The organism is Streptomyces sp. NPDC002057 (assembly GCF_040296665.1).
Lineage (GTDB): Bacteria > Actinomycetota > Actinomycetes > Streptomycetales > Streptomycetaceae > Streptomyces.
The window spans coordinates 124,579-142,541 of record NZ_JBEOXR010000012.1; the positions used below are offsets into that span (position 1 = coordinate 124,579).

Annotated in this window: 25 protein-coding genes; 11 read left to right on the forward strand and 14 right to left on the reverse strand. The window is 67.1% G+C overall.

Features of this window, described 5'->3' with window-relative positions:
- Positions 1-19: 19 nt before the first annotated feature.
- The gene (locus tag ABT129_RS13305; RefSeq protein ID WP_351900322.1) at positions 20-2,104 is read right to left on the reverse strand and encodes an ATP-binding protein; all 2,085 of its coding nucleotides are present in this window, start codon (positions 2,102-2,104) and stop codon (positions 20-22) included.
- A 222-nt stretch (positions 2,105-2,326) separates the two neighbouring features.
- Between ABT129_RS13305 and ABT129_RS13310 the strand changes: the two genes are divergently transcribed.
- On the forward strand, positions 2,327-3,652 hold the full coding sequence (locus tag ABT129_RS13310; protein WP_351900323.1) for an N-6 DNA methylase: 1,326 nt from the start codon (positions 2,327-2,329) through the stop codon (positions 3,650-3,652).
- A gap of 247 nt (positions 3,653-3,899) precedes the next feature.
- On the opposite strand, the gene ABT129_RS13315 is transcribed toward ABT129_RS13310, so the two are convergent.
- The 5 genes from ABT129_RS13315 to ABT129_RS13335 all read right to left on the reverse strand — a co-directional run bounded on the left by ABT129_RS13315 (position 3,900) and on the right by ABT129_RS13335 (position 5,908).
- On the reverse strand, positions 3,900-4,247 hold the full coding sequence (locus ABT129_RS13315) for a hypothetical protein (protein WP_351900325.1): 348 nt from the start codon (positions 4,245-4,247) through the stop codon (positions 3,900-3,902).
- A complete protein-coding gene (locus ABT129_RS13320) occupies positions 4,244-4,915 on the reverse strand; it encodes a GntR family transcriptional regulator (protein WP_351900326.1) in 672 nt (223 codons plus the stop codon). Before ABT129_RS13320 ends, ABT129_RS13315 begins: the two co-directional genes overlap by 4 nt.
- A gap of 5 nt (positions 4,916-4,920) precedes the next feature.
- Complete coding sequence (locus ABT129_RS13325) at positions 4,921-5,145, reverse strand: hypothetical protein (RefSeq protein WP_351900328.1); 225 nt, start codon at positions 5,143-5,145, stop codon at positions 4,921-4,923.
- A 172-nt stretch (positions 5,146-5,317) separates the two neighbouring features.
- Complete coding sequence (locus ABT129_RS13330) at positions 5,318-5,617, reverse strand: hypothetical protein (protein ID WP_351900329.1); 300 nt, start codon at positions 5,615-5,617, stop codon at positions 5,318-5,320.
- Positions 5,618-5,629: 12 nt separating this feature from the next.
- Positions 5,630-5,908: a hypothetical protein gene (locus tag ABT129_RS13335; RefSeq protein ID WP_351900383.1), complete on the reverse strand. Its 279-nt coding sequence runs from the start codon at positions 5,906-5,908 to the stop codon at positions 5,630-5,632.
- 78 nt (positions 5,909-5,986) lie between these two features.
- Here ABT129_RS13335 and ABT129_RS13340 point away from each other — a divergent pair, with 78 nt between their 5' ends.
- The 3 genes from ABT129_RS13340 (at position 5,987) to ABT129_RS13350 (ending at position 8,186) form a co-directional block, all read left to right on the forward strand.
- Complete coding sequence (locus tag ABT129_RS13340; protein ID WP_351900330.1) at positions 5,987-6,742, forward strand: GntR family transcriptional regulator; 756 nt, start codon at positions 5,987-5,989, stop codon at positions 6,740-6,742.
- Positions 6,743-6,849: 107 nt separating this feature from the next.
- Positions 6,850-7,476, forward strand: coding sequence for a hypothetical protein (locus ABT129_RS13345; protein WP_351900332.1), 627 nt, complete (start codon positions 6,850-6,852; stop codon positions 7,474-7,476).
- 365 nt (positions 7,477-7,841) lie between these two features.
- Entirely contained in the window at positions 7,842-8,186 is a 345-nt protein-coding gene (locus ABT129_RS13350) for a hypothetical protein (RefSeq protein ID WP_351900333.1), read from the forward strand.
- A 231-nt stretch (positions 8,187-8,417) separates the two neighbouring features.
- On the opposite strand, the gene ABT129_RS13355 is transcribed toward ABT129_RS13350, so the two are convergent.
- A complete protein-coding gene (locus ABT129_RS13355) occupies positions 8,418-8,774 on the reverse strand; it encodes a hypothetical protein (RefSeq protein ID WP_351900334.1) in 357 nt (118 codons plus the stop codon).
- Positions 8,775-8,866: 92 nt separating this feature from the next.
- Here ABT129_RS13355 and ABT129_RS13360 point away from each other — a divergent pair, with 92 nt between their 5' ends.
- Together ABT129_RS13360 and ABT129_RS13365 are read left to right on the forward strand one after the other, a co-directional pair.
- Positions 8,867-9,382, forward strand: coding sequence for a hypothetical protein (locus ABT129_RS13360; protein ID WP_351900336.1), 516 nt, complete (start codon positions 8,867-8,869; stop codon positions 9,380-9,382).
- Between the two features lie 10 nt (positions 9,383-9,392).
- A complete protein-coding gene (locus ABT129_RS13365; RefSeq protein ID WP_351900337.1) occupies positions 9,393-9,641 on the forward strand; it encodes a hypothetical protein in 249 nt (82 codons plus the stop codon).
- Positions 9,642-9,898: 257 nt separating this feature from the next.
- Here ABT129_RS13365 and ABT129_RS38045 read toward each other — a convergent pair whose 3' ends face one another.
- Together ABT129_RS38045 and ABT129_RS13375 are read right to left on the reverse strand one after the other, a co-directional pair.
- The gene (locus ABT129_RS38045; protein ID WP_502981750.1) at positions 9,899-10,456 is read right to left on the reverse strand and encodes a DUF6023 family protein; all 558 of its coding nucleotides are present in this window, start codon (positions 10,454-10,456) and stop codon (positions 9,899-9,901) included.
- Between the two features lie 309 nt (positions 10,457-10,765).
- Entirely contained in the window at positions 10,766-10,957 is a 192-nt protein-coding gene (locus ABT129_RS13375) for a hypothetical protein (protein ID WP_351900340.1), read from the reverse strand.
- A gap of 115 nt (positions 10,958-11,072) precedes the next feature.
- On the opposite strand from ABT129_RS13375, the gene ABT129_RS13380 reads away from it, so the two are divergent.
- Positions 11,073-11,609: a DUF4231 domain-containing protein gene (locus tag ABT129_RS13380; protein ID WP_351900341.1), complete on the forward strand. Its 537-nt coding sequence runs from the start codon at positions 11,073-11,075 to the stop codon at positions 11,607-11,609.
- 60 nt (positions 11,610-11,669) lie between these two features.
- Here ABT129_RS13380 and ABT129_RS13385 read toward each other — a convergent pair whose 3' ends face one another.
- Positions 11,670-12,119 carry a lamin tail domain-containing protein gene (locus ABT129_RS13385; RefSeq protein WP_351900342.1) on the reverse strand — a complete coding sequence of 150 codons (450 nt, stop codon included), beginning with the start codon at positions 12,117-12,119 and terminating at the stop codon, positions 11,670-11,672.
- A gap of 127 nt (positions 12,120-12,246) precedes the next feature.
- On the opposite strand from ABT129_RS13385, the gene ABT129_RS13390 reads away from it, so the two are divergent.
- Positions 12,247-13,053 (forward strand): MBL fold metallo-hydrolase, encoded by an 807-nt coding sequence (locus tag ABT129_RS13390; RefSeq protein ID WP_351900344.1) that lies wholly within the window; start codon positions 12,247-12,249, stop codon positions 13,051-13,053.
- Here the strand turns inward: ABT129_RS13390 and ABT129_RS13395 are convergent.
- Positions 12,995-13,753, reverse strand: coding sequence for a GntR family transcriptional regulator (locus ABT129_RS13395; RefSeq protein WP_351900345.1), 759 nt, complete (start codon positions 13,751-13,753; stop codon positions 12,995-12,997). The genes ABT129_RS13390 and ABT129_RS13395 overlap by 59 nt on opposite strands.
- A gap of 210 nt (positions 13,754-13,963) precedes the next feature.
- Here ABT129_RS13395 and ABT129_RS13400 point away from each other — a divergent pair, with 210 nt between their 5' ends.
- Positions 13,964-14,185 (forward strand): hypothetical protein, encoded by a 222-nt coding sequence (locus ABT129_RS13400; RefSeq protein ID WP_351900346.1) that lies wholly within the window; start codon positions 13,964-13,966, stop codon positions 14,183-14,185.
- Between the two features lie 88 nt (positions 14,186-14,273).
- On the forward strand, positions 14,274-14,534 hold the full coding sequence (locus tag ABT129_RS13405; RefSeq protein WP_351900348.1) for a DUF2277 domain-containing protein: 261 nt from the start codon (positions 14,274-14,276) through the stop codon (positions 14,532-14,534).
- On the opposite strand, the gene ABT129_RS13410 is transcribed toward ABT129_RS13405, so the two are convergent.
- The 3 genes from ABT129_RS13410 to ABT129_RS13420 all read right to left on the reverse strand — a co-directional run bounded on the left by ABT129_RS13410 (position 14,494) and on the right by ABT129_RS13420 (position 16,884).
- Complete coding sequence (locus tag ABT129_RS13410; RefSeq protein ID WP_502981745.1) at positions 14,494-15,123, reverse strand: DedA family protein; 630 nt, start codon at positions 15,121-15,123, stop codon at positions 14,494-14,496. The genes ABT129_RS13405 and ABT129_RS13410 overlap by 41 nt on opposite strands.
- Before the next feature lie 350 nt (positions 15,124-15,473).
- Positions 15,474-16,025: a DoxX family protein gene (locus ABT129_RS13415; protein ID WP_351900349.1), complete on the reverse strand. Its 552-nt coding sequence runs from the start codon at positions 16,023-16,025 to the stop codon at positions 15,474-15,476.
- A gap of 208 nt (positions 16,026-16,233) precedes the next feature.
- Positions 16,234-16,884, reverse strand: a complete 651-nt coding sequence (locus ABT129_RS13420) for an HNH endonuclease family protein (protein WP_351900350.1) — start codon at positions 16,882-16,884, stop codon at positions 16,234-16,236.
- A 316-nt stretch (positions 16,885-17,200) separates the two neighbouring features.
- Here ABT129_RS13420 and ABT129_RS13425 point away from each other — a divergent pair, with 316 nt between their 5' ends.
- A complete protein-coding gene (locus ABT129_RS13425) occupies positions 17,201-17,962 on the forward strand; it encodes an ABC transporter permease (protein WP_351900352.1) in 762 nt (253 codons plus the stop codon).
- The last annotated feature ends 1 nt before the right edge of the window (position 17,963 follow it).

Consider the following 17,963-nt stretch of genomic DNA (forward strand, 5'->3'; position numbering starts at 1 on the left):
TCGAAGAATTCGAATGGCGTTACAAGTTAACCCGTGGAAATGAAACGTAAAACTCGGCGCCGCCCAGCTCACCGCTCTCCACTGCCCAGATCTTTCCCTTGAGGTCGAGTACGATGTCTCGAACGATGGTGAGCCCCATGCCGGTGCCCTCATTCCTGGTAGATTTACCGGGCTTCCATACGTCATCCTTGTCTATTCCAATGATTCCAGGGCCAGAGTCCAGGACGCCCAGAGTCACCTCTTCCGGGTAAACTTCGGTACGAACAACTATTTCTCGGGTGTTTGATTGGTTCGAAGGGCTCGTGAAAATGGCCACAGAATTCGCAAGAAAGTTGGCCAGAATTGCTTCGATCGAAGCAATCGTTGAACGAACAACTGCAGGGGGAGCTTGGGTCAGGTCTGTTGAAACGGAAACACGCGCATCAGCAAAATACGGTTCGAAACTCTCCGTCATATCACGGACAACCGCATTGACGTCCACGTCTCGCCACTTGCGCTTACGCTGCTTCAATAGCTCCAACGGCAACTCAGCGAAGGTGTGCAGAGATGCCGCAGACCTACGGATTAGGTCAACTGGATCACCAAGCACCGAAGTAAAGCGTTCATTGCCTAGCTCTCGTTCACCACGTCGAGCAATGGATCCAACCATTTGCTCGATGGTGTCAACTGGACGAAGCGTCTCGTGCGCAAAAACTGCAGTAGTGGTTCCAACCGTGCTGAGAGTGCGATACAACATGAGATCACTCTCTACGACCTCCAGCCTCTCGGCCATGGCCGCCCTGTCCTCACGCACAGCCTGTTGGACTATAGGCCGGACACTCTCTGGTACGAGGCGCAGGGCCGCATCAACCTTGTCTCGAGTTTCCTTTACCTTTTCTCGAGTTTTCTGCTTCTCTTCGATTTTGCGCTTGTCGCGACGGTCAAGCCGTACATCAGCGGCCCATTCGAGCGCAGACCGGGCAAACTCTTTTAGTTCAACGAACGCAGAGTTCTCCACGAACCCACTGCGATCGGTTTTTGGGACCAACTGGCCATTGTCGGCAACTACCATCATGCGTCCGACAGAGTTATTGGTTCCAGGTCGCTCCTCCGGGTTCCGCTTCTGCAGGACGTTCATGTCCAGCCAGTCGTAACCGCGGTCTCCATAAGGATGAACCCGCAATCCCCGCTGATAGAAGTGAACCCCGCCAACCTCATCGAGCCAGGCTACGTAGGCTTTCCTGAGCCCTGGAGTCAGTTGCACGTCAAAGGACGGGCGGGTTCGATTAAACATCCAGATCTCGAGCTCTGCCGCAGGTGCCATGAATCCGGAGTGATTCCCCATAGCGGAACTTGACGCGACAGCGAAATGGTCTCCGGACGCAAGTATGGTTCCGGCACCGTCCAACAAATGTGCTGCTGCTTGACCATTCTCATCAAGAGTTGCCCGCAGCATATAGTGGGCCCCTTCAAAGAAGCCTGAATCTACGACTTTCTGCAACTCGGCAAAATCTGGCGCATCGAGAGTGATGGTGAAATCCTCACCCTTATCTGGGAAAGGGCCAGTAAGCATGGCCAGGGATCGAGCCAAGCGCCTCACGTCAGTATCGGCAAGCGGAGCTCGAAGGTTCCTTATTTCGATAGTCGTACCGGGCTTCTCCAAGGTTTCCCTGGACGTTACCTCAAGGTCGACATCCTCGATGGTGGCAGCCTGATCGTATCGAGCCCAGTCGATCTGGACGACATACTCGACTCCACGTTCCGATTTCGGTCGGGTGCGAACTACCGCCTCCCGCCCAAGCCTCAAGGCTGCGAGCCGGCCGAGTCCTTTCTCGCCGACCTTTCGTCGACCGCGGGGGGTTACTGAATCTTCAACTTTTCCTGAACGGCCGAGAATTAGAAAACCGTCTCTAATGTCGTCAGCGGTCATTCCCTCGCCGACGTCGGTCACCACGATAGACCCACCGATTTCGCCGACATTCTGCAAGCTGACTTCGCAGCTGACAGCATCAGCGTCGTAGGAGTTTCGCGCCAACTCGACGATTCCCAAGTCCGGATGGGGGATGAGCTCTTCGCCCAGGCGTGCGAGCATCTCGGGCGCGAAGCGTAGGCGTTCTGTACCCATGTGTCCCCTATCCCCCGTGCCTTAGGGCCTTCTAGCGCCCAACAGCAGCTTTGGAGTGGCTTGTTGAGGCAGCGTCGGCAGCTCGCCCCTCGCGGCCAGCGTAGTGCTGCGTGTGGGTCCGTGCACTACGTTGGAGGTCATCTCTGACTCAAAGCACGTTCTCATGGCCGATAGTGGCGCAACGTCAAGGTCGTGGACTAGATCAACAGGGAGTAGGGCCGGATGACTGGGGCGCACGGCTATGGCGAGTACACCACTCGTCTGCAGGCACTGACCGCTGACGTCGCCTCAGGCAGGCCGGTCCAACACCATCGTCTCTTGGCGAGTGTGGACGGCGAGGCATCTGAGCAGCTCCGCCGGCTGGTCCCATTGGAGTACCGCCGCCGAGTCGGCGCGTTCTTCACCCCGGCACCGCTCAAGCAGCGCGTCAGCGAGATGCTGGAGTCCGGAGTTCGATCGGAACGCTACTTGGATCCGGCGTGCGGTTCCGGTGACCTGCTCTTGGCCGCATCACATGCGTTGCCTATACAAGGATCGCTTAAGGAAACACTCGAGGATTGGACTGATCGCCTCCACGGGTGGGATATAAACGGCGAGTTCGTTGAAGCGGCGCGGCTTAGATTGCTCATCGCTGCCATATTGCGTCATGGGTATGAGACTCAACGTGCCTTGCGAATCCCTAATGTCTCTGCTTACTTCGCCAACATTGTCACTAGAGATGGTCTTGAGGGGCTAAGGGGGCAGGCGGCATTCGCAGGCCATATTGTAATGAATCCACCCTTTGGTGTGATTTCATCGCCTTTGAGTCGACCATGGACCTCTCGCCCTACCTCAGCTGCGGCCCTATTTACGTACCAAGCGGCTCACTTCATGGTGGAGGGAAGTCGTCTCACGGCCATCCTCCCGGACGTCTTGAGGAGCGGCAGTCGATACTCAACCTGGCGGGCGCAGGTGAACAAGATTCTCAGCCGCAGTTCGTTGGATACGTATGGGCAATTCGACGAGCATGCTGACGTAGACGTCTTCCTGCTAGGTGCCAAAGTTGAGCGCCAAGCGCTCTTGGAAAGCCCAGGTGACTGGTGGCATGCTGGCGATTCTGTCGTGGTGGGATCAAAGTCTGTAGACGACTTTTTCGTTGTGCGTGTGGGCACTGTTGTCGATAATCGTGATCCGATTGAGGGTCCTGAGTTTCCGTTTGCCCGAGCGCGAGACTTGCCGCCTTCTGGTGAAATTTCCACACCTGTGCGCCGTCGCAAATTCTCCCGTCGGGTATTCGAGCCTCCTTTCGTTTTGGTGCGAAGGACGTCCCGACCGTCAACAGCGCAACAGGAATCTCGGCTTTCCGGTGTGCTGGTTACAGGGAAAGCTCCGGTCGCGGTGGACAATCACCTAATTATCGCCTCTCCGAGAGATGGATCCGTCAAAACGTGTCGGACTCTACTCAAGGTCCTTTCGAGTAAACCAACAAGCGAATGGCTAGATAACAGGATCAGATGTCGTCACCTCACAGTCGGGGCTGTGCGCGAGATCCCCTGGACTAAGACCTAGGTGTGCTGTCCCGCCAAGTCCAGCAATTGGGACCCGTACCTCTGGGATGAGCATGGGCGCCTTGTAGGGCTGCGGGGTCGACGGGAGGTGGCACGCTGCGTGCGCTGGCGGCTCCGGGACCGTTTTCCCTCGATCGTCCATTTGCGGTCTCTTGGTCAGGTAGAGCGGGCGACAGCGGAGCGGCCTTCTGAGTGGCGTGCAGATAAGCCCCGGGCTTTGGCCCGGGGCTTGTTGCGGGACGTAGCTGCTAACCGACGGCCGCAGCAGAGAGCCGAGGGCCCGCCTCCCCCTCTCCGTGCGTGGTGGAGTCCGGTGTAGGAAGGCGGTGGCCGCGGCTCACGGCCACGCGGAGTGTGTCCCGCAGGGCTTCCGTGAGATCCCCTGCTAGGAGCCGGAGTTCAGCCGGCCCGGACTCGCCGTCGGTGATTGCCTCCATGGCGTGTTCCAAGAGCTCTTGCGCGACGTCGAGTTGGGCAGCTTCGGTTGTGTCGGCCAGGCGAGAGAGATGGCTGTTGTCGTCATCGGTGCTCAGGTAGCAGGGCCTTCCATCGGGGCCGGACCACGGGAGGAGACGGAGCTCGCTGAGGCTTTTCATCCTTCCGTTTCCCTCTCATCGATCGTGTGGTGAGTGGTGAAGAGCGCTTCGGTGCGGTCGCCGGGGAGGATCAGGCGAGCCACCTCGATCACGCGGCCTGTGATGTCGGCAGACACTCGCGTGATTGCGATCACGGCGAGCGTCGTGCTGAGCCGGAGGGTGGAGGCCTCTTCTGGGGTGGGGAGCCGGGCGGCGACCACTTCTCGGGTCTCCGCCTGTCCGGCGCGAGGCCACGGCAGTTCGGCCGGTTCCAGATCGCGCGGGACGTAGATGCGGGCCATGCTGTGCGGCCTCTCTCCCTGGTGGGTGAGGCAGAGGAACTCCGTCAGTGGGGTGCGCGAGGGGACCTTGAGTAGGGGGATGAGGTCTCCGCGCGCCCGGAGGTTGGTGGTGCGGATCGTGACGTGGAGGCCTACGTCCGGGGTGAGGTGGCCTTCCGTGTATGTGAGTCTGCGGAGGGGGTGGCGGACGTAGTTACCCTTGCCGTGGATCTTGTCGATCAGGCCCTCGGCCTGGAGGAGTGCGAGGGCGTTGCGCAGTGTCGGGGTGCTCACCTTGTAGTGGACGGCGAGCCTCGGTTCCGAGGGGAGGCGGGCGCCGGCCTGCAGATGGCCGGTGATGATCTGGGCCCGTAGGTCGTCGGCGATGGTGTCGCGGAGAGACGGCATGGCGGTCACCACCTTCTGAGCACTCGTACGGCGATCAGGCGCGTACGGGTGTGCATCGTCAGGAGCTCGCCCGATTCGAAAAGGAGGCGCTTGGCGCCGCCGGGCAGTTGGCGGAGGTCGGCCACTCGGCACGGCTGGCCGCCGATCTGAATCACGTCGCCGCGCTGCACCGTGGTCGTGGTGATCTCGACCGGCGAGGCAAGTGCGCCGCCCGGGGGATAGCCGTTCATGAGGCCGCCTCTGGTGACGTGGTCGCGGAGTGGCAGGGGCAGGCGCACGCTTCGTAGACGACGGGGATGTCGATCGGTGCCGTCGTCGGGGAGGAGTGCGCGCACTCGTGATGGGTGCCGATTTGGCAGGCGCTGGACCGATAGGGCGTGGTCGCCGCCGAGGGGATGCGGATCATCCGTGGGCCTCCGCCGGCACGAACCAGGTGTGGGCGAGGAGGTGGGGCGGAATCGGGGCCGAGTTCTGTCGGGTGCGGTCTTCGCCGACCAGGATGCACGGGCGGACGAGGGCCTTCTCTTCGCCCGGGAGGAAGTTTGTGCGGTTTTCGACCTGTTGGAGCAACAGCGTCAGTTCGTCGGGCGGTTTGGGGAGAGCGAGCGCCGAGCGGGTCGACGTTAAGGGCTCCCAGTGCCGGGTCCTTTGGGCGTACCGCTCTCTGGTGCGTCTGATGGCGCGGCGGATACGGTTGAACATGCTGATCAGCTCCTATCGCTGATGGCCAGGTCCCCGGACATTGCCCGTCGCGGGGACCGCTTTGTTCACGGCGGCCCATAGGGTGCGGCCGCCCAGGCTGGTGGCCAGGAGACCGAATCGGTCCGCCGCAGCCACGACTTCCAGGACCTCCTGCCATGTCTCGGCGGAGAGGGATTCCGGTAACTCCGCTTCGATCGACGTGTGCCGCGGGTGCCCTTCCACGCGTGTGGTGAGCCCGACCGCTGACAACCGGGCAGCCAAGGCCTCCGCGCTTACTTCTGGAGCAGGCACAGGGCAGCCTCCGTCACCGGCGATCACTTTGAGTGAAGCTAGTTAACTAGATTAGAGCTAGTGGACTAGATTTTCCATATGCCTGAGCAGCCGCCTTACCTCCGCATCGCCGACGAACTGCGGCGGCGGATCGCGGAGCACGAGTGGACTCCTGGAGACCGGCTGCCCTCTCGGGCTCAGATCGGCCAGGAGTGCGGGGTGGGCGAGAACGTCGTTCGCCGGGCCCAGGAGCTGTTGGTCTCCCAGGGTGTGCTGGAGGGGCGGGCCGGGTCTGGGACCTACGTGGCCGAGCCTCGGCGGCGGGTGCGGATGGTTCGGTCTGCGGCGCGCGAGCAGCCGGACGGGTCGCCGTTCCGGGCCGACATGAAGGCCGTGGGGCGAAATGGCGGCTGGGAGAGCCGTACCGATGCGAAGGTGCCCGCGCCGCCGGAGATCGCTGCGCGGCTCGGGATCGGTGAGGGGGAGCTGTGCGTCCGGACCGTGTATGAGTTCCTCGCCGACGGTCGGCCTGTGCAGTTGTCGACGAGCTGGGAGCCGTACGACCTCACCGGCGGGACGCTCATCGTCCTTCCAGAGGGTGGGCCTCACGCCGGGGCCGGCGTCGTGAACCGGATGGCCCAGATCGGCGTCACCGTCAGCCACGCCGTGGAGCAGCCCGAGCCGCGGCAGGCGACCGCCGAGGAGGCGTCACTCCTCGGGATCCAGAAGGCCGCGCTTGTCACGCACATCCGGCGGACGTACTACAGCGATCAGGGTCGGCCTGTTGAGACGGCGGACATCGTCGTCCCCGCTGCCCTGTGCGAGATCGTCTACGAAGTTCCCGTCAGCCGTTGACAGGTAGCCTCTACTTGGCCCTAATGCCTGTTCTGAGCGGCGACTGCATCGTCAGCGAGTGTGCTGAGCGAGCGGGGTAGGGGTTCAGGGCATGCCAGAATCCCGCCATGGATCAGGGAGTAGCGGCTCTTTGGGCCGCAGGCATCGGGGTGGCAGGCGCGGTTGTTTCCGCTGTTGTGGCTATTTACGCCGTGCGTAAGTCGGCGGCAGCGCAGGTTGAGTCCGCTGCAGCAAGCGGTCACGCTCAGGTGCAGGCGGCATTGGCGGGCGCACGGATGCAGCTCGCCGGCCAGCGTGACGACGCCCTCTGGCAGGCCCGAAAGTCGGCATACGCCTCGTTTCTGGGTGCGGTCGAGCACGTGCGGATGTGTGTTGTTCACATGTGTGAGGTAGCTGGGGCCTACGAAGAGGGGAGGGGCGCCAGTGGAGATGATCTTACGGAAGCCAAGAAGAATCTAGACGAGAGCTTCAAAGCGCTCTGGTTTCGGGAGTCACTCCTGCGCTTGTCGGTCGAGGAGGAGGAAGCGCGTAGCGCTGAAGAGATCATGCTTCTCGCCCGACGTGTCGTGGAGGATGTGGACGACTATGGGTGGGCATCTTGGTCGCATCAGCGTGATTCCGAGCCAGCATGGCTGAGGTTGAAGGCCAGCAAGGGGGAGTTTGAAGGGCGAGTCACAGCCTGGGCTGAAGCTGCTCGGCGAACCCTTGCGCGAGATGAGTCAGCGAGTTCGTGAGCGGCTGCGGCACGTCGAGCGTCACAGCTGGCGGTTGTGCTGGAATCATCAGCACGCCGGTCTGGTGCCAGGCCATGAAGGAAGTTCGCGCTAGCGGGGGTGACACGCAAGGAGTCAGGCGCGTAGCTCTGCTCTCTTCGTGCATTGCGACTTGCCGTAAAGCGAGCCTGACGGCCAATGCTGCCATCAACGGCCGCAGACGGAGAAGGAGCCTAACGGTCGTCGATGGTCTCTGGACGCGCAAGGAGGCCCTCGGAGACGGGTTCTGGGCGAACGTGCAAAGCGTGGGGTTGGCCAGGCGCCGCAGGCTCGGACGCCCCGGCAAAGGTCGGTCGGCTGTCAGTGGTCGGTGGGAGGGTGCCGCCATGCAGGGCACACTCTTTGACTTGCCGGCGATACCTCCGGAGCACGCCGTGATTGCTCGCTTCCAACAGGGTGGCGACGACCTCGGCGAGCCCAATCAGTGGTCACTGGTCTTTGAGGCCGAGCGGTCCATCGGGGCCGCGGTCGCAGCTGCGGGTGTTGGGGAGGTCGACGGCGATGAGTTCGGTGGGGGCGAGGTTGTAATCTTCGCCTATGGGCCGGATGCGGACGCTCTGTACCGGGTGATGGAGCCGGGCTTGCATGCGCTTCCGTTTCGGCCGGCGCACGTCGTGCTCCGATATGGGGAGCCTGCTGACGATGTCGTGAGCAAGCGGGTTGTGCTCTGAGCACGCGTGCCAGATGCGTGCCAGATCGGGCGGTCAACCGCGGTCACTGGAGGTTCGCTACGGCGTCCACAGCTGGTGACAGCCGTGGCAGCGCGCAGAGAGGCTGAGCTGCGATGACGGATCAGCTGCGGGCGCCAGGCTTACAAAGCAGATGTCGGCGGTTCGAAACCGTCCGCGCCCACCAGGGGAAAGGCCCCCAGTAGCCGATCATGGCTGGGGGCCTTTGACGTCCTAGTGGTGGTGGGCGAACACCCGCTGCTGTTCGTCCTGCCAGGTCCAGTCGGCTGGGCGGGTGAACGGCTCGGTTCGGGCGAGGGTGGAAAACTGGTCGGACGGCTCCTGGGTGGCCTTGTTCACCACGAGGGCCGAGAGCATCGGTGAGCGGCCGTCATCGTTGTCGTGGAGGCAGACGTCCTTGAGGAGGTAGGTCATAACTCCGCGGTGAGGCGGGATGGAGTCGAACCCCTGCGCCGCCAGCTCGGCGCTCAGTTCCCCGTAGGTGATGGTCTGATGCCGGCGGGCCCGCTGCCGGAGAACATCGACGGCCGCCTCGACCGCTGCCGGATACTCCGGGTCCTTGGTCCTCATTGCCGTCCCCCTCAACTGGTTCTGCCTCTCGCGCGCATCGTAGCGGCGAGGGACACTCCTGCTGCACGATCACGGTTCAGGAGGGGGGGACGGTGGATGATTTCCGCTTCAGTTGGGAACTTAGTGGCGCCGGGGGTGCCACGTATCGGATCGCCGATGGCGTCTCGGAGCATGAGACCCATGTCGGCTACTGCACGGACGCCCTTGCCGACCTGCTGTACGCCATGACGGGGCTCTACGGGGACTCGTCCGGTGAACGCTTCTCCTTCGACCGTGAGCCCATGGAGACGAGGTGGCTCCTGCGGCGCCAGGGGGTGGACGTGACCATCGACATCTTCGAGTTCCCGGACGGGGGAACGAGCTGGGGCTCGCCCGACGAGACGGGTGGCACCTTTCTCTGGAGCTCCACCCAGTCCCGTGGCGTGCTGTGCCACGCGGTGAAGGAAGCGGCCGAGGCCGTACTGCGAGAGCACGGTGAGGACGGGTACCAGGAGAAGTGGATGCTGCACCCGTTTCCCGTTGCCGCCTTGCAGGACCTGCGGCGCCTGCACCGACGAGACGTCGACTGCCGGTACGAGCAGTGCCGGACCGATCCTGAGAGCTGGTGACGACGGGGGGATGCGCGATGAGCAGCTCGGCGAGCCACTGTCGGACGAGGAGCTGAAGCTCTTCACCCAGTACCTGCACCGGTTCGCCAACCACGACGTGGACATCTCCGTGAGGATGGAAGTCGGGTACCCCGAGCACCCTGTCTACATGCTGTTCGGCAGGGACTATCCCCCGGTCGGGGACGCCGCGGGCTACCGACGGCCGTGCGTGGGCCGGCGACAGATGACATCCAAATCTGACATCAACGACGGTGGATGACAGCAGTCCTGTACGGCCCTTCGTGGTGGCCGCGAGCTGGGGTGCACCCTCACCGGCCATGGTCCGCGCGAACTTACAAAGCAGATGTCGGCGGTTCGAAACCGTCCGCGCCCACCAGTGCAAAGGCCCCTCGCCGATCATGGCGAGGGGTCTTTCGCGTCTGTCGCCGATCTCGTCGGGGTTGTGGACGTTCATCGTGACGGCGATGTGGCGGTGACCGGGAATCCCCCGACGCGGGGTGAAGGCCGGCGAGGTGCTCAGGACTGAAGGGAGATGATCTGCCAGGCGACCATGCCCGTGGCTCCGGCTTCCGCGGTGATGTCGATGGGCAATCGCGACGGCGCGTCTTCGACGCGCTGGCCGGCAGGGACTCCGTCGCAGGGTACGGACCGTGGGGCCCTGTCCGCGATGACGACCTTCACGGTCCCTGTGCCGACGCACGCCACGGACAGCTTGTAGGCCTTTCCCCTCTTGAGCGGGGAGAGGCTGTGCACCCCTTCCCGGACCCGCTCCAGTCCGGATTCCACGAATTCCGGGTCGTCCGGCGAGCCCGTCTCCAGCGCGGACTTGGCACGCTTGCCCTGTTCTTCCTCGCCCTCCACCCGGGGCGACTGCGCACCCGTCGGACTCCTCGTCGCCGATGTCGGCGGAGTGTCCGGGGCCGGCGCGGCGCCGGTGCAGCCGGCCGCGAGGAGGGATGCGAGAGAGAGGGCCGAGGCCGCGATCAGCGGCCTGCGTGACGCCGCCACGAGTGCGTCCGCCCGTCGTGGCATCCGGCCACGGAGGTCGCGTTCCTGAGGAGCTTCATTGCGCATCGATTCCCCCGAATCAAGACTGCTGGTGAGGCCGCCTGTCAGGTCGGTGAGGCAGCCCGGTGCGACGAACGTAACCGTGGTCGCGGGGTGTTGGTGAGAATCGGGGGTTCTTCTGAGCAAGAATTGAGGGAGGTCGATCTCGCCCGCCGGCGGAGCCTGCGGCCGTACGCGGGCGTCGTTGGCCGGCGCTCGGCGCGACCGGTGGACGTTCGGCGGTTCCCGCGGGTCGCGCGGCGTCACGGAGACGGGTGAGCCCCCTCCGCCCGGTGGCCGAGGGGGCTGTGCGTACGGGGGTGGGTCAGGCTGTCGTCACTTGATGACTTCGACCTTCTTCTCGCCTGCGCTCTTCGCGGCCGTGACCCACTTGACGGTGCCCGTCTCGCGGTCGCTCGCCGTCGTCGTGGCGGTGGTGGTGTGGACCGCCAGGGCTGCGAGGGTGGCGGCCAGGGCGCCGAGGGCGAGGCCGGTCCTGGTGGTGGGGGTCAGGTGGGTGAGCGCCACGGGGTTCTCCCTGAAGTTCCTGTGGTTGACGGTGGGTTGAACGTACCTTGTGGCGGGCTGTGGGGGAATGGGCGGAGAGTTGACGGGGGCTCCGTGCGGCGGGTGTACTCCCCGCATGGCTGAGGTGGGGGACGCGCCCGGACCCGGGGTGCAGGGCGGCGAGATGACGCCGCAGCGGTACATCGAGACGAGGCTCTCGCAGTACCAGCAGTGGTACGACTCCAAGGCGACCCGGATGAAGGCGATGCATCTGCGGATGCGGACCGTGTCCGTCGTCGGTGCGGCGCTCGTGCCCGTGTTCGTGAATCTGGATCTGGCCTTCGCCCGGGTCACCGCCACCGTGCTGAGCGTGGTCGTCGTCGCCGCCGTGTCGCTGGAGAGCGTCTACCGCTACCGCGAGCAGTGGAAGAACTACCGGTCGACCGAGCAGCTGCTCGGGCACGAGCGCGTCTACTTCGAGGCCAAGGTCGGGCCGTACCGCGACCTGCCCAAGCGGGAGGCGTTCTCGACGCTGGTCGCCCGCGTGGAGAAGGCCATCGCCAGCGAGAACTCCGCCACCCTGAACGTGATGACCCTCGGTGGGCAGGTCAGCTCGGACGTGCAGCAGCACGGTGTCCCGGCCGCCCGCGCCCCGGAGGCGGACGAGAAGTAGGCAGGGCCCCCGGGAGATCCCCGGGGGCCCTGCCCGTAGGGCGTCAGGCGACGTGCGACGTCAGCACCACTTGTAGTCGACCCGGGTCGAGTTGTACGAGCAGGTGTCGACCCGCGTGCCGTTCGCCTTCTTCAGCGTCGCGGTGTCGCGGTCGTTGTTCCAGACGTACGCGCCGCGGTTCTGGTAGACGTTCGCGGTGGTGTTCGTGCCGCGGCCCGTGCGGACCGTCACGGTCTTGCCCTTGCCGAGGACGTAGCTGCCGAACGTGTACTTGTGGTTCGCCGCGTCCGTGACCGTCCAGCCCCGCAGGTTGACCGCCGCGCCGGTCGTGTTGCGTATCTGCACGTACTCGCCGTTGAGGCTCGCGTTCGAGCGGCGGTCCGTGCCGGGGCTGTCGTAGTGGATCTTGTACAGGTGGACCGACCCGGCGGCCTGTGCCTGCGTGGGCAGCAGCAGGATGCCGGAGGCGGCGGCCGCGGTCACGGCCGCGAACGTGCGTGCGCGAAGCATGAATGTCCCTCAGTTTCTGCCGGACACCCGTCCGATGGGGCCCGGCGAGCACACAGAATACGCACGCTCTTCACCTCGTCCGCACAACTTTCGGCGGACTGGCGTGGATGTAATTTAATCTTGTCTCATGTCCGACGACTCCCTGCGGATCAGCGTCCTCGGGTCCGCCACCCCCTTCGCCCGGCCCGGCAACGCCTGCTCCGGATATCTCGTCGAGGGCGGCGGGGTACGGATCTGGGTCGACGCCGGCAGCGGCACCCTCGCCGAACTCCAGCGGTACGCCGGCCTCGGCGACCTCGACGCCGTGTGGATCTCCCATCTGCACGCCGACCACTCCGCCGACCTGCTCACCGCCTACTACGGCCTCCTCCACGCGGGGCTCGCTCCCCGGCCCCCCGTGCCCCTGTTCGGGCCCGTCGGCATCGCCGACCGGCTCGCCGCCTTCCTCACCAACGGACCCGGGCGCAGCCCCGTCGAGAAGGCCTTCGCGGTCGAGGAGCTGTACGACGGGCACGTCGTCCGGATCGGCGGCCTGACGCTGCGGTCCCGGGCCGTCGAGCACGGACTCCCCGCCTTCGCCCTGCGCGTCGAGGACGAGGGCGGCGGCTCCCTCGTCTACTCCGGGGACTGCGAGCCCTGCCCCGCCCTGGTCGAACTCGCCCGCGACTGCGACCTGTTCCTGTGCGAGGCCGACGGGGAGGGGCCCGGGCACCACTCCGCCGAGCAGGCCGGGCACAGTGCCGCCCGGGCCGGGGCCCGCCGGCTCGTCCTGACCCACGTGGGCCCGGGGACACGGCCCGCGGAGGCCGTCGCGCGGGCGGCCGCCGCGTACCCCGGCGAGGTCGTCCACGCCGACCCCCGGACGCGCTTCGAGGTCACGCGTCGAAGTCGTACTCCAGCACGTACGACGACGAGTCCAGCGTCATCTCGTTGAGCTCCACCGCCACTCCCGGCCCGGTGAACGCCGTACGCCCGATGAGCACCACCGGCGTCCCGAGCTCCAGCGCGAGCCGGTCCGACTCGTCCGCCGTCGGCATCCGGCAGCGGATCTCCTCACGGAACCGCACCGGCCGGTGGCCCAGCTCGGCGAGCCGGGCGTACGTCCCGCCCGGCCCGGTGTCCGGCTCCGTGATCGGCGTGCCGCGCACCAGCTCCGCCGAGAGGTACGAGACGGAGAGGAGCACCGGTCGCGCGTCGAGGACGAAGCGGCGGCTGCGGACGCAGACGGGCGCGCCCGGCGCCAGGTTCAGCGCCCCGGCGACCCGCGTCCCGGCCTCGGTCTCGCCCACCTCGATCCGGTCGACCACCAGGTCCCGGTCCACCACGTCCGCCGACCAGACCGAGCGCCCGTTGCCCCACTGCTCGCCCGACAGGCGCGGGATGCCCCGGCGGCGCAGCGGGCGGAACGTGCGGACGAAGACCCCGGCGCCCTTGCGGGCCTCGGCGAGACCTTCGTTGCGCAGCACGGAGAGGGCCTGGCGGGCGGTCATCCGGGCCACGGCGTACGTCGTCATGAGGTCGTTCTCGCCGGGGAGCCGGTCGCCCGGCGCGAAGTCGCCTGACTGGATCGCGGTTCTCAACTCGTCGGCGATGCGCTGGTACTTGGGCTGACGAGCGCTGTCCTGGTCAGTCACGGGTGGACCACTCCCTTCATCTGCCGGACACCCTACGGCGCACCCCGCGGCCCGGGTGCACACGTGTACGCCGTCCCGCCCGGTCGATCCATCCATCGGGGGACATCTCTAGAGATACGTTGACAGGGAGGGGGCGGAGGGCTTCTCTGGTTCTCCCCAGGCTTCAGGAGTACTCCGCGAAGGCTTCAGGAATCGGGACGGAGGGGATACGTGCAGCCGCTGCCCGAGGTCGGTGACCTCGTCCGCGACACCGCCACGGGGCGGGTCGGTTTCTACGTGGAGAGCGTCTCCGGGCGCTATCTGATCCGGGCCGTCCACGGGGGCGCCGAGTGGGAGGCCGAGCCCGCCGACGTCCTGCCGGCCACGCCCCTGCGCGAGCTGCGCGCCCGCGCCGCCGAGATCAACGCGCGAAGTCGGCGCGGGCTGTCCTGACGGCCCCGTGTCGCCCCCCGGGCCTCGCTCGGCGGGAGCGGCGAGGTGGATCCGGGCGGTTGTCAGTGGCGCGCGCCACACTGGAGGCATGTGCCGCAGTATCAAGACGCTCCGACCGCCCGCGCTGCCCGAGGAGGCGACCGAGGACGACATCCGGGCCGCCGCCCTGCAGTACGTCCGCAAGGTCTCCGGCTTCCGCGCCCCCGCCGCCCACAACCGCGAGGTCTTCGAGCGGGCCGTGGACGAGATCGCCGACGCCACCGCGAGACTCCTCGACGGCCTTGAGGTGCGCGGCGCGCACCCCGCCGTCAGGACGCCGGCGCGGGAGCCGCAGCCGGACGCCGTATGAGGTAGGCGGCGAGGCCGCCGGCCAGGAAGAGCGCGAGGGTCGACACCCCCGCGCTGAACCAGGTCGCGCCCAGCCACTGACCGCCGAGCCAGCCGAGCCCCACGCTGTACGAGGCCCAGGTGATGCCCGCGAGGGCCGACCACGGCAGGAACTCCTCGACGCGCCGCTTCGCCGCGCCCGCGCCCAGGGAGACCACCGAGCGGCCCGCCGGGGCGAAGCGCGCGAGGACGACGAGCAGCCCGCCGCCCCGGGCCAGGGCGGTGCCGAGACGTTCCTGCGCCACCGACAGGCGCTTGGAGCGGGAGATCGCCCGGTCCAGCCTGGCGCCGCCCCGCAGGGCGAGGCGGTACGCGAGGAAGTCGCCGAGCACCGAGGCCGTGGCCGCGCAGAGGAGCAGCGGGAGGAGCGACGGTACGTCGGGGGTGGCCGCGGTGGCCGACGCCGCCGCCGTGGCGGCGGTGATCACCAGGAAGCCGCTCGGCAGCACGGGCAGGAAGACGTCGAGCAGGATCGACGTCGCCACCACCGGGTAGATCCATGGGCCGGCGGTGAGCGACCGCAGCGATCCCAGGCTGTCGAGCAGATTCACAGGGCCAGAGCCTACGCGGGGGCGGGGGACCGCCCGCCGGGTGGGTGCCCGGGCGCCTGCCGGGGTGCGCCGGGGGCGGGAGGGCGATCGGCGGGGTCCGTGCGAACCTGTGCGACTTTGCGGGAACGTGCCCCGGGCGAGGGGCCGGTTCCGGGTGGTGGGGGTCCGGGAAAGGGCCGGAAGACGTGCTGCGGACTCCGGCCCTTTCCTGTAGGCCCTCGCCTGTGGCGGCGCTCGACGAGGGGTGCTCGACGCGAGGGGTGCTCGACGAGGGTGCTTGACGAGGTGTGCTCGACGAGGGTGCTCGATCCCTCGACCGCAGGGCTTGCTCAGGCCCTGGGGATCAGGGCTCAGGCCGCGGCCGGCGCGCCCTGCTCCTCGCGCTCCTGGCTGCTCCTCCCGCGCGTCGTCGAGCCCGTGTCGACCCGGCTGCCGAAGAGCCGGTCGAGGGCCAGCGCGCCCGGGCCGGTGAAGACGAGCAGGGCGAAGGCCCAGCAGAACATCGCGGAGCTCTCGCCGCCGTTCTGCAGCGGGAAGAGGGCGTCCGGCTGGTGGACCTTGAAGTACGCGTACGCCATCGAGCCCGAGGCGAGGAACGCCGCGCTGCGGGTCCCCAGGCCGAGCAGGACCAGGCCGCCGGCGACGAGCTGGATCACGGCCGCGTACCAGCTCGGCCAGGTGCCGACCGGGGCCGTGCCGCCCGAGGAGTCGCTGAGGACGCCGAAGAGCGTGGCGGCGCCGTGGCAGGCGAAGAGCAGGCCGACGACGATGCGGAAGAGGCCGAGCGCGTAGGGCTGGGCCTGGTTGAGGCGGTCGGTGAGGGTGCCCGCGCCGCCGGGGGCGTTCGCGCCGCCCGGTCCGGTGGGTGCGCTCGGGGCGCTCGGGGCGTTCTGGTTCTTCATGGGGGGACTCCTTCGGCCTGACCCCGTCCGTGGGGAGGACGGGGAGTGGGGACGGAAACCGATCGGGCCGTAAGGTTAGGTTCCCCTCACTAGTACTTGCAAGTTCAACATCAGGCCACCGGGAAGTGTGTGGTCGGGTTCACTTCCCGGTGGTCTTTGTTGATGTGCGGTCAGGGGTGGTGCGGTCGGCGGTTGTTGGCGTCGGTGGTCAGCAGCCGTTGAGGATGGACTGGAGGGCGCTCTTCTCGGCGGAGTCGACGCTCAGGTTCCAGTGGTACTTCACGTGCACCCACGCGCGGGCGTACGTGCAGCGGTAGCCGGTCTGCGAGGGCAGCCACTCCCCGGGGTCCTGGTCGCCCTTCGACTGGTTGACGTTGTCCGTCACCGCGATGAGCTGCGGCCGGGTCAGGTCGTTCGCGAAGGACTGGCGCTGCGCGGTGGTCCAGGCGTTGGCGCCCGAGCGCCAGGCCTCGGCGAGCGGGACCATGTGGTCGATGTCGAGGTCGGAGGCGGCGGTCCAGGTGGCGCCGTCGTAGGTCGAGTACCAACTGCCGCTGACCGACGCACAGCTGGAGTCGGTGACGACGTTCACGCCGTCGCGCTTGAGGACGGTCTCGCGGGTGTTGCAGGCGCCGGACTGGGTGATCCAGTGCGGGAAGAGGTCCCGGCTGTAACCCGAGGAGGAACCTTCCGCCTTCACGGTGAGGGAGGCGAGGTAGCTGCGCGCGGTCGCGGCGCTGACCGGCGTGGGCATCGCGGCCTGCGCGGCCGGGGCGGTGGCGAGGAGGCCGGTGACGGTGAGGGCGGCCGAGGTGGCGAGAACGGCGAGTCGACGCGCGTAGATCATGCCGACGGGCATGTGAACTCCTCTGATGCGGGGGGACCTTGGCTGGATGCCGTCCCCGTGGGGTGCCGGGCGGCGGCCCGGTCATCGTGGCGGCGCCAGGTTTCGGTGGGGGGTGCGCCAGGTAACAGAGTGGCGACATGAACACGTCACATCAAGGGGTGTGACGTGTCCTGACGGAGTGCCAGGTTCCGCCCGGCGCCTGAGAAGTGGGCGAAACGGTCCGCCCGGCGCTTGAGGAGTGCGCGAAACGGTCCGCCCGGTGCCCGGAGAGTGTGCGGAACGTCGCGGCCTGGGTCGTGACAGCCCGCCGCGACCCTAGGGTTGCCGGGTGCTTCTCGAAGTGAACGTCACCTTCGGGGCGGTCCTCGCCGTTCTGCTCGCCCTCGCGGCGGTCGTCGTCGCCGTCGCCCACCTCGGCCGGGCCCGCGACACCCTGTTCGCCGGCGCGCGCGCCGCCGTCCAGCTGGTCGCCGTCTCGCTCGTGATCGCGTGGGTGGTGCGTTCCGTACCGCTGCTGCTCGGCTTCCTGCTCCTGATGTACGCCGTGGCGGTACGCACGGCGGGCCGCCGGGTCGTCCCGGCGCCGGGACGCGGCTGGTGGTGGACGGGTGTGCCGATCGCCGCCGCCGTCGCGCCGGTGGTCCTCGCGCTCGTCGCCACCGGCCTCGTGCCGGTCAAGGGCATCACGCTCGTGCCCGTGACGGGCATCCTCGTCGGCGGCGCGCTGACGGCCACCGTCCTCGCGGGCCGACGCGCGCTCGACGAACTGGAGACCCGGCGGGGCGAGGTGGAGGCCGGGCTCGCGATCGGGCTCGTCGAGCGGGACGCCCGGCTCGAAGTGGCGCGGCCGGCGGCGTCGGACGCGCTGCTCCCCGGCATGGACCAGACCCGCACGGTGGGGCTCGTGACGCTGCCGGGGGCGTTCGTGGGCATGCTGCTCGGCGGCGCGTCACCGCTGCACGCGGGCGCCGTCCAGCTCTTCGTGCTCATCGCCCTGCTCGCGGTCCAGGCGGTGGCCGCGGCGGCCACCCTGGAACTGGTGGCCCGGGGCAGGATCGCCCGGCCCCGGCCGGGGGAGGGAGGGGGGTGAG

Coding starts and splice junctions, on each gene's coding strand:
- ABT129_RS13315 (WP_351900325.1), bottom strand. CDS start 4,247: ATGAAAAGCCTCAGCGAGCTCCGTCTCCTCCCGTGGTCCGGCCCCGAT.
- ABT129_RS13305 (WP_351900322.1), bottom strand. CDS start 2,104: ATGGGTACAGAACGCCTACGCTTCGCGCCCGAGATGCTCGCACGCCTG.
- ABT129_RS13345 (WP_351900332.1), top strand. CDS start 6,850: ATGGATCAGGGAGTAGCGGCTCTTTGGGCCGCAGGCATCGGGGTGGCA.
- ABT129_RS13415 (WP_351900349.1), bottom strand. CDS start 16,025: ATGAAGAACCAGAACGCCCCGAGCGCCCCGAGCGCACCCACCGGACCG.
- ABT129_RS13325 (WP_351900328.1), bottom strand. CDS start 5,145: ATGAACGGCTATCCCCCGGGCGGCGCACTTGCCTCGCCGGTCGAGATC.
- ABT129_RS13350 (WP_351900333.1), top strand. CDS start 7,842: ATGCAGGGCACACTCTTTGACTTGCCGGCGATACCTCCGGAGCACGCC.
- ABT129_RS13420 (WP_351900350.1), bottom strand. CDS start 16,884: ATGCCCGTCGGCATGATCTACGCGCGTCGACTCGCCGTTCTCGCCACC.
- ABT129_RS13340 (WP_351900330.1), top strand. CDS start 5,987: ATGCCTGAGCAGCCGCCTTACCTCCGCATCGCCGACGAACTGCGGCGG.
- ABT129_RS13385 (WP_351900342.1), bottom strand. CDS start 12,119: ATGCTTCGCGCACGCACGTTCGCGGCCGTGACCGCGGCCGCCGCCTCC.
- ABT129_RS13330 (WP_351900329.1), bottom strand. CDS start 5,617: ATGTTCAACCGTATCCGCCGCGCCATCAGACGCACCAGAGAGCGGTAC.
- ABT129_RS13405 (WP_351900348.1), top strand. CDS start 14,274: ATGTGCCGCAGTATCAAGACGCTCCGACCGCCCGCGCTGCCCGAGGAG.
- ABT129_RS13365 (WP_351900337.1), top strand. CDS start 9,393: ATGCGCGATGAGCAGCTCGGCGAGCCACTGTCGGACGAGGAGCTGAAG.
- ABT129_RS13310 (WP_351900323.1), top strand. CDS start 2,327: ATGACTGGGGCGCACGGCTATGGCGAGTACACCACTCGTCTGCAGGCA.
- ABT129_RS13355 (WP_351900334.1), bottom strand. CDS start 8,774: ATGAGGACCAAGGACCCGGAGTATCCGGCAGCGGTCGAGGCGGCCGTC.
- ABT129_RS13320 (WP_351900326.1), bottom strand. CDS start 4,915: ATGCCGTCTCTCCGCGACACCATCGCCGACGACCTACGGGCCCAGATC.
- ABT129_RS13380 (WP_351900341.1), top strand. CDS start 11,073: ATGGCTGAGGTGGGGGACGCGCCCGGACCCGGGGTGCAGGGCGGCGAG.
- ABT129_RS13390 (WP_351900344.1), top strand. CDS start 12,247: ATGTCCGACGACTCCCTGCGGATCAGCGTCCTCGGGTCCGCCACCCCC.
- ABT129_RS38045 (WP_502981750.1), bottom strand. CDS start 10,456: ATGCGCAATGAAGCTCCTCAGGAACGCGACCTCCGTGGCCGGATGCCA.